Source organism: Catenulispora rubra, from assembly GCF_015356825.1.
Taxonomy (GTDB): domain Bacteria; phylum Actinomycetota; class Actinomycetes; order Streptomycetales; family Catenulisporaceae; genus Catenulispora; species Catenulispora rubra.
Window position 1 is genome coordinate 1 of sequence record NZ_JAACYW010000106.1, and the last position, 16,729, is coordinate 16,729.

Sequence of the window (16,729 nt, forward strand, 5' to 3'; positions counted from 1 at the left end):
GCACGGATACACGATCACCCCCTCCACAGCCCGCTTCCCCACACCAGCCGACCTCATCGCCTTCCTCGCAGAAGACAACAACCAGCCCACCGAGATCAAACCAGCGTGTTAATAATCTGCGAGCCCTTACGGCTTCGCGCATGGTTGGATGACCTCGCAGGGGACGCAGTTCGGTTGAGCGCAGCGGGTTGCGCTGGCGGCTGGCGGTTTTCGCGTGCAAGACCGCGCACAGGTCCGAGTCACTGCGCACGCGTTTGGTCTGGCGGGCGGCGGCCGCGTTTGGTGGGTGCGTTGAGGCCTCTGGCGGGCCTCCTCGACGAGGGGGCGACCCGTGCGTCGGGTGGTTTGGTGGCGGTCCGCGACTGTTCGGCTTTGCATCCGCTGTTGCCTGCGTCGCGTTGGTCGGTGGCGGTGTTGCTTGTGGTCGCCGGGTTCTGGGTCCCTCGCCGCGTCATCGCCGTAAACGGAACCTGCCCGGTTTGGCGGAATCAAGCCGCATCGCTGCTGCTGTGGTCCGGCTCCGTTCGGCTTGACACCGCCAAACCGGGCAGGTTGGCTGCGCCCGCTGACGCGGCGAGGGACCCAGAACCAACACCCGGCATGGTCCTTCGGACCCCCTCACGACATCGCCAGCCGCGTAAGCCGGTCGCCAGCCGAGGTTGTTAAAAGGATTTGGGGCCTGTTATCTGTGGCAGCGAGGCATCAGTGTCCTGATGCTCGCGATCCCGAGATGGCGTTGAACACCATCTCGGGATCCGCTGTGTCGCATCATGCGGCGTCGTAGGAAGGTTCCAGGTTCTGTCGGCTTTCTGTCGTGGCGGCGAACTCGCCGCGTGTGTTGGAAGCCCGCAGTGCGATGACTCCCGCCGCCACAAGGCAGAGGGCGCTGATCAGCAGTGCCCGCTGGAATCCGCCGGTCAGTGCCACCGGCGGCGAGGCGTGGGCGGCCAGGAGGTGGCTGGTGCGGCTGGTTGCGATGCCGCTGAACACTGCTAGGCCGAGGGCTGAGCCGAGTTGGAACGAGGCCGTGATCAGGGCTGCGGCCAGTCCGGCCTGGTCGTCCGGTACGCCGGCGTTCGCGGCCGTCTGTACTCCGGCGTAGAGGAGTCCCAGGCCGATGCCCATGATTACCAGTGGTGCGAGCAGGTTGGTGAGGTAGGTGCCGTCGACGGGGATGCGCGACAGCCAGAGGATGCCGGTGGCGGCGAGGAGGGCGCCGGAGACGATGATGGGGCGGGTGCCGGTGCGGGTGAACATCTTTGTTGCCAGTGTTGAGCCGAAGCCGATGCCGACGCTTACCGGGACGTATGCCAGCCCGGAGCGTAGTTGGGAGTAGCCCAGGACGTTCTGCATATACAGGGTGACGAAGAAGAACATCGAGTAGAAACCGGCCCACGCGATCACCTGCGTGGCGTCTGCTGCGGCCAGGCCTCTGATCCGGAAGATCGACAGGGGGACCAGTGGATGCCTGCGTCGCTGTTCGTTCAGCAGGAACACGGCCATCAATACCGCTGATGCTGCCAGTCCGCCGATCGTGCGGCCCGCGCCCCAGCCCGCGTCTGGGGCCTTCACCACCGTGAAGATCAGGAGCAGCATTCCGGCGGTGGCCAGCAATGCGCCGACCGCGTCGAAGCTGCCCGGCGCGCGGCCTGCCGCCGGACGGCCGTGGTCGTCCTTCAGGATGCGGAACGTCCCGAACAGCACGAGGGCGCAGATCGGGAGGCTCACGAAGAACACCCACCGCCAGCCGAACTCCTGGGTCAGCACGCCGCCGATGAGCAACCCGACCGCCGAGGCCATGCCGCTGATCCCGGCCCACAGGCCCAGGGCCTTGTGCCGGTCGGCGCCCTGGAACGTGGTCGTCAGGATCGACAGTGCGGCCGGGGACATCATCGCGGCCCCGAAGCCCTGCGCCAGCCGGCCGCCGACCAGCAGCCCCTGGTCGTCGGCCAGACCGCAGGCCAGGGAGGACGCCGCGAACAGCGCGGTGCCGGCGACCAGCAACCGCCGCCGCCCCAGCAGGTCCGCGGCCCGGCCGCCCAGCAGCAGGAAACCGCCGTAGGTGATCAGATACCCGCTGACCACCCACTGCAGGTTCTGCACCGAGAACCCCAGGTGCGTCCGGATGGTCGGCAGCGCGACGTTCACGATCGCGCCGTCCATGACGTCCAGGAACGTCACCGCGCATAGCAGCGCCAGAGTGACCTTCCCGCGCCCGGTTGCCAGGAACGACTCCGGCGGCGCCGTCGACGTATTCACAGTATTCACAGCGCCGCTCACGACCCGGGCACTTCCATCACGGGGCCGACCTCGACCCCGCCGCCGACCCGCAGCACCGGGCAGCTCTTGGCCAGTGCCAGCGCCGAGCCCAGGTCCAGGGCGGACACCACCGAGTAGGCGATCATCCGGGAGTCGCTGCCGCCGACGGCGCCGAGCGAGGCGTAGTCGGTCACCGCGTTGCCGATGTCCTCCAGGGCCGGGCCCAGCGCCCCGAACCAGGCCTGCCACTCGGCCGCCGTCCCGGCGTCCGGCTTGTAGTCGGCGGGCACGCGGAAGGAGAAGACGTACTTAGTCATGGATCCGTGTTCCTGTTCTGTATCCGTGGGACGCGTCCCGGCTGGAACGGCCTCCAACCAGGTGGACGCCACCGTCGGCGGGGATTGGGCGCCGTGCCGCCGCCCAATTCGCGGGCCCGGCGGCGTCGGTACGGGTAAGCGGGCCGAGCGCGCCCGGCGGAGGGAAGAAAGGCGAGGATGCATGCCGATGGAAACGGATGCGGAGACAAAGAACACGGCGGACCTGATCGCCCGGGCCCGGGCCGGCGACCACAACGCGTTCCGCGACCTGGTCCAGGGCCACTCCCACGAGCTGCAGGTGCACTGCTACCGCATCCTGGGATCCCTGCAGGACGCCGAGGACGCACTCCAGGAGACCCTCGTGTCCGCCTGGCGTAACCTCGGCGAGTTCGGCCAGCGCTCCTCGATCCGCACCTGGCTCTACAAGATCGCGACCAACCGCTGCCTGAGCATGCTGCGCGCCGACAGCCGGCGCCCCCGCATCGCCGCCGAGCATCCCGCCGCCGTCCTCCTGCCCGACCCCACCGGCGCCGGCGACGCCCCGCCCTGGCTGGAGCCCTACCCCGACGTGCTCCTCGACCACCTCGTGGACCAGCGCCCGGGACCGGAGGCCCGCTACGAGACCACCGAGGCCATCTCCCTGGCCTTCATCACCGCCCTGCAACTGCTGCCGCCACGCCAACGCGCCGCGCTCGTGCTCCGCGACGTCCTGGGCTACCACGCCGCCGAAGTCGCGCAGATGCTCGACACGACGCAGGAAGCCGTGAGCAGCGCGCTCAAACGCGCCCGCTCCACGGTCGACAACCACCTCGCCGACTCCGGCGGCTCGGACGGCCCCGACGGCCCTGACGGATCTGACGGATCTGGCAACACCGGCAACAGCCGCGCGCGCAAACCCGACACCGCCGCCGAACACCGGCTCGTCGCCCGCTTCACCGACGCCCTGGAACGGGGCGATATGAACGCCCTGATCGACCTGTTCGTCACCGACGTCCGACTCTCCATGCCCCCGGCCATGCTGGAGTACCGCGGCATCGAGTCAGCCCGGCGCATCCTCGCCGCCGCCGCGTTCCGCCCCGGCCGCACCTACCGGGTGGTGCCCACGCGCGCCAACGGCCAGCCCGCCTTCGGCCTGTACCTGGCGGACCCGCACGCCGACGTCTTCCACGCCTACTGCTTCCTGGTCGTCACCGCCGACGGCGACCGCGTCACCGCCATCACCAGCTTCACCACGGAGGTCATGACGCGCTTCGGCCTGCCCCGGACCCTCCCGGAGGTCGAGGGCTGAATCGGGCACTGATCTGACGAGCACCGATCCGACGAACACCAATCCAAGGCGCCGGTCGGCGACGAATTACCTGGCATGGAATCGTCGCCGAAAGGACTCATCAGTGGAGCAGTTCCGAGCCAAGGTGGCCGAATGGTTGTTCCGCTCTGCGACCGCCAAGCTGCCGCTGCTGGTCCGGTACCCGGACGGCCGGACCGAGGGAGCAGGCCGCAGCCGCTCCCCGGTCAGCCCGGTCAGCCCGGTCAGCCCGGTCAGCCCGGTCAGCCCGGTCAAGCCAGCCATGCCGGTCATGGTCCTCCACGACCCCCGCAGCTTCTTCCGCCGCCTCGGCACATCGCGGCTGATCGGCTTCGGCGAGTCCTACCAGGCCGGGGAGTGGGACAGCACCGACCTCGTAGAACTGCTCACGGTCTTCGCCGCCGAGCTCCCCCAGCTCGTTCCCGCTCCCCTCCAAACCCTCCGCCGCGCCTTCGACCAGCGCCGGCCCCGAAACGAGGCGAACTCGCCGCGCGGCGCGCGCCGCAACATCGAGCGCCACTACGACCTGTCCGACGAGCTGTTCGCGCTGTTCCTCGACGAGACGATGACCTACTCCGCGGCGCTGTTCCCGCACGACGACCTCGGCCGGCCGGTCGGCGGGTTCGACGTGCTCGCCGAGGCCCAGTACCGGAAGCTCGACCGGCTCCTCGACCTGTGTGACGTCGGCCACGGAACCCGGCTGCTGGAGATCGGGAGCGGCTGGGGCAGCCTGGCGCTGCGCGCCGCCTCGCGCGGGGCCGAGGTGACCACGATCACGCTGTCGTCGAACCAGCAGGACGCCGTTCGCCGCCGCGCCGCCGTCGCAGGCCTCGGCGACCTGATCGACGTCCGCCTCATGGACTACCGGGACGCCCGGGGGCAGTACGACGCGGTGGTCAGCGTGGAGATGATCGAGGCCGTCGGCCGCGAACACTGGCCGGCCTATTTCAGTGCCCTGCGTCGGCTGACCGCCGCCGGCGGGCGGATCGGACTGCAGGCGATCACCATGCCGCACCAGCGTATGCTTGCTGCGGCGGGCAGCCAGACCTGGATCACGAAGTACATCTTCCCGGGCGGCATCATCCCGTCGCAGGCCGCAATCCGTTCGGAGTCACAGACCGCCGGCCTGCACCAGCTCCACGAGTTCTCCTTCGGCCGCGACTACGCCCACACCCTGCGGCTGTGGCGGGAACGCTTCGCCGAACACCGGGAAGGCGTCGCGGCACTCGGCTTCGACGAGACCTTCCGCCGGACGTGGGAGCTGTACCTGGCCTACTCGGAGGCCGGCTTCGCCGCAGGCTACCTCGACGTCCACCAGCTGGTGTTCGGCATCGACTGAACATCGACTGAACCTTGAACCGAAACGGAGGACTCCGCCATGAGAGTCCAGCGCACCATCAAAGTCAACCGCCCGCAGGAGACCGTGGTCGCCTACCTCACCGACTTCGGGAACGCCGTGCAGTGGGATCCGGGCACGATGAGCTGCCTGCGGACCGACCAGGGCCCCATCCGCGTCGGCTCCACCTGGCGGAACGTGTCGGACTTCAACGACCGGATCAGCGAGCTGGACTACCGCCTGGAACGGCTGGAGCCGGCCCGGCTGACCTTCGTCGGCCACAACAAGCAGGCCACCACGACCGACGACCTGCGGTTCTCCACCGACGGCGGCACGACCACGATCACCTACGACGCCGAGGTCCGGTTCAACGGCGTGCTCCGGCTGGCCGGACCGTTCCTGCGCGGCGACTTCGAGAAGCTGGCCGACGAGGTCGAGACGTCGCTGGCCGCTGTTCTCGAAACGCTGTAGGCAGTAGCTCGAAACGCTGTAAGCAGTAGCCCGCCCGGCCGCCTACTGCGTCTGCCGTATGTCGCATCGCCTGCATCCACACGACGACTTGGCGCAGGTCAGAGCGGCATTCTGAAGCCATTATCGAGACCACGATCAGGAGATCTCGTCATGGCTTCCCTTCTCTTCCGGCTGGGCCGGGGCGCTCACCGATGGCGTTGGCTCGTCGTCGCCTTCTGGGTGGCGGCGCTGGCCGCCGTCGGCATCGGCGCCGCGACGGCGTCCAAGTCCCACGACAGCGGCTTCTCGATCCCCGGCACGGAGTCGCAGCGCGCCTCCGACCTCATGCAGCAGCGCTTCGACGGAGCCGGAGCCTCCGGCGCGTACGCCAGGATCGTGTTCGTCGCGCCGACCGGGCAGCAGGTCACGGCGGCTGCCGAGCACGCGGCGATCGAGCAGGCCGTGGCCGAGGTCGCGGTCGGACCGCAGGTCGCTTCGGCCGCCGACCCGTTCCAGGCCGGCACGGTCAGCCCCGACGGCTCCACCGCCTACTCCGCGGTGACGTACAAGGTCACCTCCGCGAGCGACCTCACCGACGCGGCGAAGACCGCGCTCACCGGCGCCGCGCAGCACGCCCGCGACGCAGGCCTGACCGTCGAGATCGGCGGCAACGCGCTGGCCGCCCAGCCTGCCGCCGGCGGCCTCACGGAGGTCGTGGGCATCGCGGCTGCCGCGCTCATCCTGCTGGTCACCTTCGGTTCACTGGCCGCCGCAGGCCTGCCGCTGCTGACCGCGCTCATCGGCGTCGGGCTGGGCAGCGCCGGGATCGTGGCGCTGGGCAGCGCGTTCGGCCTGTCCGAGAGCACCGGCGCGCTCGCGACGATGCTGGGTCTGGCCGTGGGCATCGACTACGCGTTGTTCATCGTCTCCCGCTACCGCGAGGAACGCGCCGCCGGGCACCCCGCGCGGGAGGCCGCGGGGCTGGCCGTGGGCACCGCCGGCTCCTCGGTGGTGTTCGCCGGGCTGACCGTGATCATCGGGCTGGCCGGGCTGTCGGTGGTCGGGATCCCGATGCTGACCAAGATGGGGCTGGCCGCCGCCGCGACTGTGGCGGTCAGCGTGCTGGTCGCGCTGACGCTGGTGCCGGCGCTGCTCGGGTTCTGGCCGGATGCGGTGCTGTCGCGCCGGGAGCGGCGGGCACTCCGGGAACACCGGGCACTCCGGGAAGGCCGGGACCACCAAGACCGCCAAGACCGTCCGGAACTCCGGCGCCCGAAGACGGCGCGCGCCAAGCGTCTCAACGGCGGGGCACGGTGGGCTCGTGGCGTGCTGCGCCTGCCGATACCGGTGTTGGTGCTGACCGTCCTGGCCCTCGGCGCCGTCGCGTTGCCGGCCAAGAGCCTCCACCTGGGCTCCCAGACCGACGGGGCCAAGCCCACCTCGGCCAGCGAGCGCCGTGCCTACGACGACCTGGCCCGAGCGTTCGGTCCCGGGTTCAACGGCCCGCTGACCGTGGTCGTGGACGCGCACGGCGTCGCCGACCCGAAGTCTGCGGTCGCGCAGATCGGCCAGACGATCGGCCACACGCCGGGGGTGGTGTCGGCCTCGGCACCGCAGTTCAACCGGGCCGGTGACACCGCGGTGTTCTCGGTGGTGCCGTCGACCGACCCCACCGACCAGAAGACCACCGACCTGGTGCACGCCATCCGCGCCGAGCGTCCCGGACTCGCCACGGCCACCGGCGCGACGTTCTCCGTCACCGGGCAGACCGCGCTGGACATCGACTCCGCGAGCAAGGTCCAGGGCGCGCTGATCCCCTACCTGGCCGTGGTCGTCGGCCTGGCGATCCTGCTGCTGATGGTGGTGTTCCGCTCCGTCGTGGTCCCGGTCAAGGCGGCCGTCGGCTTCCTGCTGTCGGTGCTGGCCGCGCTCGGCGCCGTGGTCGCGGTGTTCCAGCAGGGGCACCTGGCCAACCTGCTCGGCGTGCACCAGACCGGGCCGATCATGACCCTGATGCCGATCTTCATGGTCGGCATCATCTTCGGGCTGGCCATGGACTACGAGGTCTTCATCGTCAGCCGGATCCGCGAGGCCTACGTGCACGGCGACGAGCCCCGGCAGGCGATCGTGTCCGGGTTCCGGGCCAGCTCCCGCGTGGTGGTGGCGGCAGCGCTCATCATGACGGCGGTGTTCTCCGGGTTCATCGGCGCCAGCGACTCGCTGATCAAGATGGTCGGGTTCGGCATGGCCGCGGCAGTGGTCTTCGATGCCTTCATCGTCCGGATGGCACTGGTCCCGGCCGTGCTGGCGCTGCTCGGGCGCCGGGCCTGGTCGATGCCGCGCTGGCTGAACCGGGTCCTGCCGCGCGTGGACATCGAGGGCCAGGCGCTCGCTCGGCACGTCCCGCCGCTGGACCCGGCCCGGGAGCCGATCGACCGCGCCTCGGCGACGCGGGTCTGATCCCGGCGGGCCCGCAGCCGTCCGGGACACACCCGGGCGGCTGCGGGCATCGCCGCGCCGAGACGTGCACTATGGTCACGACCACCCGACAGGACATGCCCATGACCACCACAACCACCAGCTGGCAGCGCTACCAGCGCGACCACCCGCGCGGCCTCGACGCGACGACGGCCGTGCTGCTCTTCGCCGCCGCGATCCCGGGCAGCGTGATCACCGAGGCCGGGGTCGGCTCCCGGGTCGGCTGGTGGCCGGCGGTGCTGCTGTCGGGCGTGTCCTGCGTCGCCCTCGGCGGCTGGCGGCGGAGCCGTCCGCGCGCCGTGACCGTGCTGGTCGCGGTGTGCGCGGTGGCCGTGATCGCGCTGGGGTACCTGCCGACGCTGCTCGTCCTCGCACCGCTGGCGGTCGCCGTGTTCACGCTGGCCGACCGCACCGACCGCAGGACCGCGAACCCCGTGACGCTGGCGGCGCTCGCGGTCATCATCGGGCTCGGCCTGCACCACGGCACCGACCCCGCGACGCTGGCGCTCAGGGTCGTGGGCCCGATCGGCTTCCTGCTGCTGCCCGTGGCACTCGGCACCACCGCCAGGATCCGCCGCGACTACCTCGACGCGGTGCGCGAACGCGCGGAGGCCGCCGAGCGCAACCGCGAGCAGGAGGCCCGGCGCCGGGTCGCCGAGGAGCGCATCCGCATCGCGCGCGACCTGCACGACGTGGTCGCGCACCACCTCGCCCTGGCCAACGCACAGGCGACCACCGCCGCGCACCTGGCGACCACCCGGCCGGAGCAGAGCCGGAAGATCCTGGCCGAGCTGACGGAGACCACGCACCTGGCGCTGAAGGAGCTCAAGGCGACCGTCGGCCTGCTCCGGGAGGCCGACGACTCCGAGGCTCCGCTGGACCCGGCCCCCGGCCTGGCACGGCTGCCGGATCTGGTCGCCTCCTTCGGCGCGGCCGGACTCGCCGTGAGGGTGGCCAGCGAGGGGACGGCGTACCCGCTCGCGCCGCTGGTCGACCTCACGGCGTTCCGGATCGTGCAGGAGTCGCTGACGAACGTCGCCAAGCACTCGGCCGCCAAGACCGCCGAGCTGCGGCTCGCCTATGCTCGCGACCGGCTGACGATCACCGTGGCCAACGGCTCCGGCGCGCGTCCGGCAGCCGACGTCGGCTCCAGCCGAGACTCCGGCTCCAGCCCCGGCCCTGGTTCCGGCTCCGACTTCAGCTCAGACCCTAGCTCCAGCAGCGGTTTCGGGCAGGTCGGCATGCGGGAACGGGCCCGTGCCGTCGGCGGCACGCTGCGCGCCGGACCCCGCGCCGACGGCGGCTACGAAGTCGTCGCCACCCTCCCGGCCATCGTCCCGAGCCCGCAAGAGGATCCCCAGCCATGACCATCCGCGTCCTGCTCGCCGACGACCAGACCCTGCTGCGCGCCACCTTCCGGATGCTGATCGACTCGGCCGACGACCTGGACGTGGTCGGCGAGGCCGCGGACGGCGCCCAGGCCGTCGCGCTGGCCCGCGAGCACCGCCCCGACGTGGTCCTCATGGACATCCGCATGCCCGGCACCGACGGCCTGGCGGCCACCGCCGAGATCTGCGCCGATCCGGACCTGGCCGGCACCCGCATCCTGATCCTGACCACCTTCGAGATCGACGAGTACGTCGCCCGGGCGCTGCGCGTCGGCGCCAGCGGCTTCCTCGGCAAGGACGTGAGCGCCGAGCAGCTGCTGGACGGCATCCGCACCATCGCCGCCGGCGAGGCCCTGCTCTCCCCCGCCGCCACCCGCACCCTCATCACCCGGTTCCTGGCCGCGCCGGATCCCGCCGACACCGGCCGCCCGCCGACCACGCCGGAAGCGCTCGCAGGCCTCACCGCCCGCGAACGCGAGATGATGACGCTAGCGGCCGAGGGCAGATCCAACGACGAGATCGCCGAAGCGCTCGTCGTCAGCCCCCTGACCGTCCGCACGCACATCCACCGCGCCATGATGAAGCTCGGCGCCAGGGACCGGGCCCAGCTCGTCGTCATCGCCTACCAGAGCGGGCTGGTGCGCCCGGCGCGGTAGCTCAACTCAGCAAGTCAGCGCGGCAGGAGCCTCAGCGTGGCGGCACGTGCTGTCGGAGTGACCATCGGGTCGACGTAGGCCGGACCGTAGCGCTGGTATTTGGTGCGGTAGGCCGCATCGACCCGGTCGTTGACGTCGGTGTCAGGCATCAGTGTGAAGGTGACGTCCGCATCGACGCCACCCGCGCTGACATGCCCCTGCGGCCTCGCAGCTGCGGCACGGTACCAAGCGCTGCCGTCGCCCTTGTAGGAGCGGACGTACAGATCGTCGCCATCGCGCACGACCCAGATCGGCAGCGGCGTCCGCAGCGTCCCGTCGGCGCGAGCGGGCTGGATGGTCAGCTCCTCGGCTGCGCCGATGCGGTCGAGTTGGTCATCGGTCCAGGTGGTCATGGCTTCCTCCTCCCAGCATGGTCATCGCCGAGCGCGTGGGGGCGCCAGCCGGGCAGGGCCTTCCGGTGAGGTCGGCGGGTGGGCGAACCCGTACTTCACCGGCTACGCACAGGCCGAGGCGTTTCCGCCACCTGCCCTAACCACAAGCAATCTTCCGCGTCGCCGCGACGAGCCGATCCACCAACTCGCGCGGCGCGGCGTCCGTCCAGGCCACGGCGAGTTCCGCCGGTTCCAGGTCGGTGACCGGCACCAGCGCCACCCCCGGGCACACTGCCCACTCGGCCATGGCGATCGGCGCGAACCACACGCCGTGGCCCCGGCGTACTTGGGTCAGGCAGTCTTCGAGTGTCTGCACCACCGGTCCGCGTAGTGCGGGGCGGCCGTCGGGGCGGGGGTCTGCGATGCGGTGAGCCTGGACGGCTGGGGAGCCGAATGCGTCCACGATCACCACCGGGTCATTCGACAGGTCTGCCAGGGTCACCGAGGGCGCGCCCGCCAGCCTGTGCCCCTCGGCCAGGAGCACTGCGCGCGCGTCGTTGCGGAAGGGGGCCGTGCGCAGTTCCGCGTCGCCGGTGGGCAGCCACAGGAGTGCTGCGTCCGAGGTGCCTGCGTGAAGTTCGGCCATTGCCTCGACGGGTCGCAGGACCGTGCGGACCTCGACGTCGATGCCCGGGTGCTCGGCCTCGATGACGGTCGCCAGCTCGATCGCGAGCTGCGTCGTCGGGTGCGAGGCCGTCGCCACCCGCAGGCGGCCGACGCGGCCGGCCGCCGCGGCGCGGACCGCGGCGTACAGCGACTCGGCGTCGTCCATGAGGGTGCGGCCGTTGCAGGTCAGCTGCTCGCCGGCGGCCGTCAGCCGCACCCCGCGCGAGGTCCGGACCAGCAGGGTCGCGCCGAGGGTGCGCTCCAGGTTCTGGATCTGCTGCGACAGCGTCTGCTGGGTGACGTGCAGCCGTGTCGCCGCCCGGGAGATGCTCGACTCCTGTGCCACGACCAGGAACGACCGCAGGTTGCGCAGGCTGATGTCGTCGATCACACGCCGACGATAGCCGTCGGGGTGTGATGAACGACGGGTCGAGGTGCGGTGGGCTCGTCAGAACATCGCGCCGTTCGCGCGGACCGTCTGCCCCGAGACCCAGCCCGCCTCGTCGCTGACCAGCCAGCCGACCACCGGTGCGACGTCCGAGGGCTGCCCGAGTCGGCCGCGCGGGCTGTGGTGCGCGGCGGCGGCCATCGACTCCGGGGTCTCGGCGTGCTGGTAGAAGTCGTCGTCGATCGGGCCCGGCGCCACGGCGTTCACCGTGATGCCGCGCGCGCCGAGCTCCTTCGACACCGCGAGCACCATCCGTTCCACGGCCGCCTTCGAGCCGGAGTACAGGCCGTAGGGGCCGGTCATGATCGAGGTCAGCGTCGTCGACAGCACCACGTAGCGGCCGTTGTCGGCGATGTGCCGGGCCGTGGCGCGCAGCGTGTTGAACGCCGAGCGGGTGTTCAGGTCGATCAGGTGGTCGAAGTCGGCGTCGGTGAACTCCACCAGCGGCTTCTTCATCACCGCGCCGGGGGTGTGCACGACGATGTCCAGCTTGCCGTGCCGGGCCACCACGCCCTCGAACAGCGCGTCGACGTCGTCCGACCGGCGCGCGTCGGAGCGGATCGCCTCGGTGGTGACGCCGTGCTTGTCCAGCGACACCAGCGTCTGCTGCGCGGCCGCGTCGTCGTTGGCGTACGTGATGACCGTGGTCGCGCCGCGCGCGGCGATGTTCTCGGCGAACGCCGCGCCCTGGTTCCGGCTGCCGCCGATGATCAGGGCGACCTTGCCCTGGAGGTCCCGCCGTGGTTCCGACATCGCAATGTCCTTCCATCGTTATCAGTGCTCGTGGTCCGAGCGCCGTGATCGATGGTGGCAGTGGCCGGAGCCGGTCCGGAAGCAGAAAGTCCCGGTGGCGGCCACAAGCAAATCTTGTGGCCGGACACCGGGTGCTGTTCAGCTCACAGTGAAGCTGAACTTGTACGGTTCCTGCATCGGCATGTTGTCTCCGGCGTTCGCGCTGGCCACATTCGTCAGGGTCACCGCGTACGTCCCCGCCGGCAATGCCGCGGACGGCGTCCAGGTGAGGACTCCGGACGCGGTCTTGGCCGTCGTTCCGGCCACCGCCGACCCGTTGCCGGTCACCGCGACCGATCCGGAGTAGTCGCTGCCGGTCGGCGTGATGTCCTGCGCGAACGTGACGGTCACGGCCGAGGGCGCGCCGCCTGACGCTCCGCCGGCGGGCACGGTGGACGCCACGAGCGGGTCGCGCCAGAACTCGGGCGCCTTCTGGCTGTCCGGCACCGACGGATCCGACCAGTCCGTCGCGGTGTCGTCGACGAGCATCGTCCCGGTGGTGCCACCGTTCACCACGGCGTCCCGGTTGGTGACGCCGGTGATGCTGCCCCAGTCCTCGACGGTGTTCCAGTTGCCGCGCGTGAACTTGTACTGCAGGTCGGTGCCGTCGGTCACGGTGATCGTGGCCTGCCAGATCCCGTTGCCCTCGTTGGTCATCGGGACCTTGCCCGGGTCCCAGCCACCGAGCTGGGAGACCGCGCCGACGATGTGGAGCAGCGCGTCGGACGGCGTGCCGGCGGGCGCCTTGGTGCGGAAGGTGACGGTGACCGGGCCGGGCGCGCGGTCCACTGTGGCGGAGGCGGTCTCGGCCTGGCCGCTCGCAGCGTCCGTGTAGTCGACCTTTGCGACGACCGCCTCGACGGTCCCGTTCTGGAGATGCGTCGGCGCGGTCACGGTCCACGTGGTGGTCGTGGCGTTCGGCAGCGAGCCGAGGGACTGGCTGCCCGAGGGGGTGACGGTCCAGCCGCTCGGCACGCTCAGCGTGGCCTGCGCGTCCGACACCGTTCCGGGACCCTCGTTGGTCGTCACCGCGGTCACCGTCGTCGGCACGCCGGCCGGGAAGGTGATGTCGGCGGAGGCGAGGGCGACGTTCACGGCCGCGGGCTCGGCCGCCTGGACCGTGGCGCCGCCGACTTCCGTGACCGTGACGCTGTGACGCACCGAGGACTTCGGCAGCGCCACGGCGATCGTGTGCGAGGCACCGTCATAAGACCACTGCGATGCGGCCAGCGGCCTGCCGTCCACCAGCACCGCGTGCGGCCGGGACACGCCGGTCAGGTCCACGGTGTAGCTGCGCGTGGTGGGCGCACCCGGGTAGCTGCCATCGGCCGCCCCGATGGTCACCGTCGCCACGTCGCCGTGTGTGCGGGTGCTGATTCGGGTGGTCGTGGACTGGCCCTTGGTGTAGCCGAGCCCGGTGCCGGCGTCCTGGTAGAGCGAGAGGGCACCGTCCGCCCCGGCGTAGACCTTCAGCGTCAGCGGCGCCGAGTTCGCGGTCTGCGCCTGGCCGGTCGACGGCTGAAGCGGCACGACCCCGCCGGCCTTGACGAACACCGGCTCGCGGTCGAGGGGAACCTCAAGGGTCTGCGACGACGGCCCGGTGAACGTGGCGCCGGTGAAGTAGTCGGTCCAGCGGCCCGGCGGGAACCACACGGTGGTCTTGGCGACCTGGCCGGGCGTGGTGACCGGCGCGACGAGCATGTTGTCGCCGAACAGGTACTCGCCGGGGTTGGTGTAGGCCGCCGACTGGTTCGGGTAGTCCAGGTAGAGCGCCTTGGCCATCGGCAGGCCGGTCGTGTTCGCCTGGTGCGACAGCGTGTAGGTGTAGGGCACGAGCGATTCGCGCAGCTGGAGGTACTTGTCGCCGGCCGCCGCGGTCGGTACGTCGTACTCCCACGGCAGCCGCGAGTTCTGGCTGATGTCCGAGTGCAGACGCATGATCGGTTGGAAGGCGCCGAGGCCGAGCCAGCGCAGGTACAGGTCGTTCGGGTCGTTCTTGGCCCGCGACGGCGTGCCCAGGAAGCTGCCGATGTCGTCGCTGACGTACGACTGGCCGATGCTGCCCTCGTCCTGGGCCAGCTGCGCCTCGGAGGCCAGGGTGTTCCAGGTGCCCCAGGTGTCGCCGGTGAAGGCCAGCGTCGAGGTGTGGTCGGCCCACGCGCCGGTGGCGTACGCGCCGGCCTGGTCCTTCTGGTACGAGGCGCCGAGCCGGGAGAGCACGAAGCCGCGCTGGCCGGTGTTCAGCATCTGCTGCGCGTACAGGTGGTTGATCCAGCTGTCGGGCGTGACGCCGGGAGAGGAGACGGAGCTGCCGTCACAGCACCAGTCCAGCCAGGTGAAGCCCGCGCCCGCGTTCTGGATCGGCTGCGAGAGCGCGAAGTACGCCTCGGCCTGTGCGACCTTACTCCAGTCGAACCCGTCGCAAGTCCCCGGCGCGAAGCAGCTGCCCGGTGTCAGGGTATTGCCGGCGATGGTCTGCGCCTCGGTGTATTCGGGGTCTGCGGTGTTCACGCTGGCGTGGATGTTGAACGCGGTCAACAGGTTCTGGGACTTGGCCCAGGACAGGAACGCGGTCGGATCCGCGAACAGCGACGGGTTGAACTCCCAGCCGTCCCACTGGTTCGGGGACTTCCAGTTCGTGTCCACCGACAACGCGTCGAGCGAGACGCCGTTCGCCTTGGCCGCGGGCAGGATCGTGTTCTGGTAGTCGGTGGAGGCGTAGGGGAAGTAGCGGGAGAACCAGTTGCCGAACAGGTTCTCCGGGAGCATCGGGGCCGGGCCGGTGAGCTTGGCCAGATCCGCGAGCGCGGTCTTGTAGTCCGTGCCGTAGCCGAACAGGTAGCCGTCCTCGACGTCGCCGCCGGCCGGACGCGGCGCGATCCAGCCGTCCGCGGTCCACACGTCCGAGCGGGTGTCGTCCAGCAGGTACCAGCCGGACTTGTCCAGCAGGCCCGGGGCCTCGGACGGGATCGCGGCGGTGCAGGTGGCATCGCTCTGGCCGCTCGCGCACGTGGTGCCCAGGGCGTAGGTGCCGTTCGCCGAGTCGTAGGAACGGATGGAGCCGCCGAGCGGGTCGGCCGGGGTGAACGGCTGTGCGGTGGTGCCTGGTGTGGTGACGGCGATGTCGTCGATGTTGGCGTTGCAGCTGTCGGCGGTGCCGCAGTTCACTGCGACGGAGGTGGTTCCGGCGGACAGCGTCGCCGGGAGGGTGACGGTCGACCAGTCGTTCCACGTAGGCGTGGTCGGCAGAGTCAGCTGAGTGGTGGTGCCGTCGACCATGAGGCTCAGCGTGCGGGCGGCGCTGTTGCCGTTGCTGTACCGGACGGTGATTTGGGCGGCCCCGGCCGGAGCGCCCAGGACCTGCCACGCGGCGCCGGCACCTGCCGCGCTGTATCCGCTGATGAAGCCGGCGTTGCTGACGTACCCGGTGTGATCGGCGCGCGCGATCGTCGCCGCACCGGACTCGGTGGCCGCGCCGGACTGGCAGACCTGACCGAAGGTGCATTCGCCGGTCCACGCCGGGGTCGCGGCGGTGGTGCCGTTCGCGGATGCGTGTGGCAGCCGGACCTGTGTGTTGGCCGTGCTGAACGGCCCGGAGCCGACCTTGTAGCGCAGGACCATCGTGTCAGTGCTCAGAGTCAGCCAGCCGTCCCGCACGTCCTTGTGGAAACGCGGCACCTGGAAGTTGCGGTAGAGCACGTCGAAGCTCGGATCGTCGAGGAACGTGCCGCTCGGCGAGTACTCCATCCGGATCACGCCGTCGGTGAGCACTTCGAACCGGGCGTCCCCGGACGTCACGGTCGCCCGGCGGGCGGCGACCGCGGCCGCCTTGTCGACGGGCGTCGCGAGGTTCACCGGCGAGGTGTCCGTCGTCGCGGCGGAAGTCGTGGAAGAGGCCTTAGAAGCTGTAGAAGAGGCCTGAGACGCGGGGGCGGCCACGGCGAGCGCCGTAACCGCGAGCGCCGTCGTGCACAGGGCGGCGACCGGCCGCCACAGCCGGGATGATCTTCCTTGACGATTCACCGGGTGACCTTCCTGGCGATCCAGGGATGGGAGACAGCGCGCTCAGCATCGAGAGGGCTCCCATTTTTGTCAATCCTTCGGCAAAAGGCCGGAATTTTGTCGAACCGTATACGGAACTCCGCACAGGTGACCGGAACTCAGACTCGCGCAGCCGAGCGGCGCGCCCGGAGTGAGGCGGAGGCGACATGGTGGCGTACACGAAGATCAGGGCCCTCATGGTGGTCGGCGTGATGGTGGCG

The 16,729-nt window shown here is 70.6% G+C and carries 12 protein-coding genes; 6 read left to right on the forward strand and 6 right to left on the reverse strand.

Going from position 1 to position 16,729, the window contains the following annotated elements:
• Positions 1-768: 768 nt before the first annotated feature.
• A complete protein-coding gene (locus GWK61_RS26460) occupies positions 769-2,268 on the reverse strand; it encodes an MFS transporter (protein WP_194912332.1) in 1,500 nt (499 codons plus the stop codon).
• 8 nt (positions 2,269-2,276) lie between these two features.
• Positions 2,277-2,576, reverse strand: a complete 300-nt coding sequence (locus GWK61_RS26465) for a hypothetical protein (RefSeq protein WP_194912334.1) — start codon at positions 2,574-2,576, stop codon at positions 2,277-2,279.
• A gap of 181 nt (positions 2,577-2,757) precedes the next feature.
• Between GWK61_RS26465 and GWK61_RS26470 the strand changes: the two genes are divergently transcribed.
• From GWK61_RS26470 to GWK61_RS26495, 6 genes are all read left to right on the forward strand, one after another.
• Complete coding sequence (locus GWK61_RS26470) at positions 2,758-3,864, forward strand: sigma-70 family RNA polymerase sigma factor (RefSeq protein WP_194912335.1); 1,107 nt, start codon at positions 2,758-2,760, stop codon at positions 3,862-3,864.
• Positions 3,865-3,967: 103 nt separating this feature from the next.
• Positions 3,968-5,221, forward strand: coding sequence for a class I SAM-dependent methyltransferase (locus tag GWK61_RS26475; protein ID WP_323747761.1), 1,254 nt, complete (start codon positions 3,968-3,970; stop codon positions 5,219-5,221).
• Between the two features lie 39 nt (positions 5,222-5,260).
• Positions 5,261-5,689, forward strand: a complete 429-nt coding sequence (locus tag GWK61_RS26480; RefSeq protein WP_194912345.1) for an SRPBCC family protein — start codon at positions 5,261-5,263, stop codon at positions 5,687-5,689.
• Between the two features lie 150 nt (positions 5,690-5,839).
• Entirely contained in the window at positions 5,840-8,128 is a 2,289-nt protein-coding gene (locus tag GWK61_RS26485) for an MMPL family transporter (RefSeq protein WP_194912351.1), read from the forward strand.
• 101 nt (positions 8,129-8,229) lie between these two features.
• Positions 8,230-9,513, forward strand: a complete 1,284-nt coding sequence (locus GWK61_RS26490) for a sensor histidine kinase (RefSeq protein WP_194912353.1) — start codon at positions 8,230-8,232, stop codon at positions 9,511-9,513.
• Positions 9,510-10,190, forward strand: coding sequence for a response regulator (locus GWK61_RS26495; protein WP_194912355.1), 681 nt, complete (start codon positions 9,510-9,512; stop codon positions 10,188-10,190). The genes GWK61_RS26490 and GWK61_RS26495 overlap by 4 nt, the downstream gene beginning before the upstream one ends.
• A 14-nt stretch (positions 10,191-10,204) precedes the next feature.
• Here the strand turns inward: GWK61_RS26495 and GWK61_RS26500 are convergent, their stop codons facing one another.
• The 4 genes from GWK61_RS26500 to GWK61_RS26515 form a co-directional block, all read right to left on the reverse strand.
• On the reverse strand, positions 10,205-10,582 hold the full coding sequence (locus GWK61_RS26500) for a DUF2255 family protein (RefSeq protein ID WP_194912357.1): 378 nt from the start codon (positions 10,580-10,582) through the stop codon (positions 10,205-10,207).
• A 136-nt stretch (positions 10,583-10,718) separates the two neighbouring features.
• Positions 10,719-11,618, reverse strand: coding sequence for a LysR family transcriptional regulator (locus tag GWK61_RS26505; protein ID WP_323747762.1), 900 nt, complete (start codon positions 11,616-11,618; stop codon positions 10,719-10,721).
• Positions 11,619-11,675: 57 nt separating this feature from the next.
• Positions 11,676-12,428, reverse strand: a complete 753-nt coding sequence (locus GWK61_RS26510; RefSeq protein ID WP_194912358.1) for an SDR family oxidoreductase — start codon at positions 12,426-12,428, stop codon at positions 11,676-11,678.
• 138 nt (positions 12,429-12,566) lie between these two features.
• Entirely contained in the window at positions 12,567-16,322 is a 3,756-nt protein-coding gene (locus tag GWK61_RS26515) for a TIM-barrel domain-containing protein (RefSeq protein WP_194912360.1), read from the reverse strand.
• Positions 16,323-16,729: the final 407 nt, after the last annotated feature.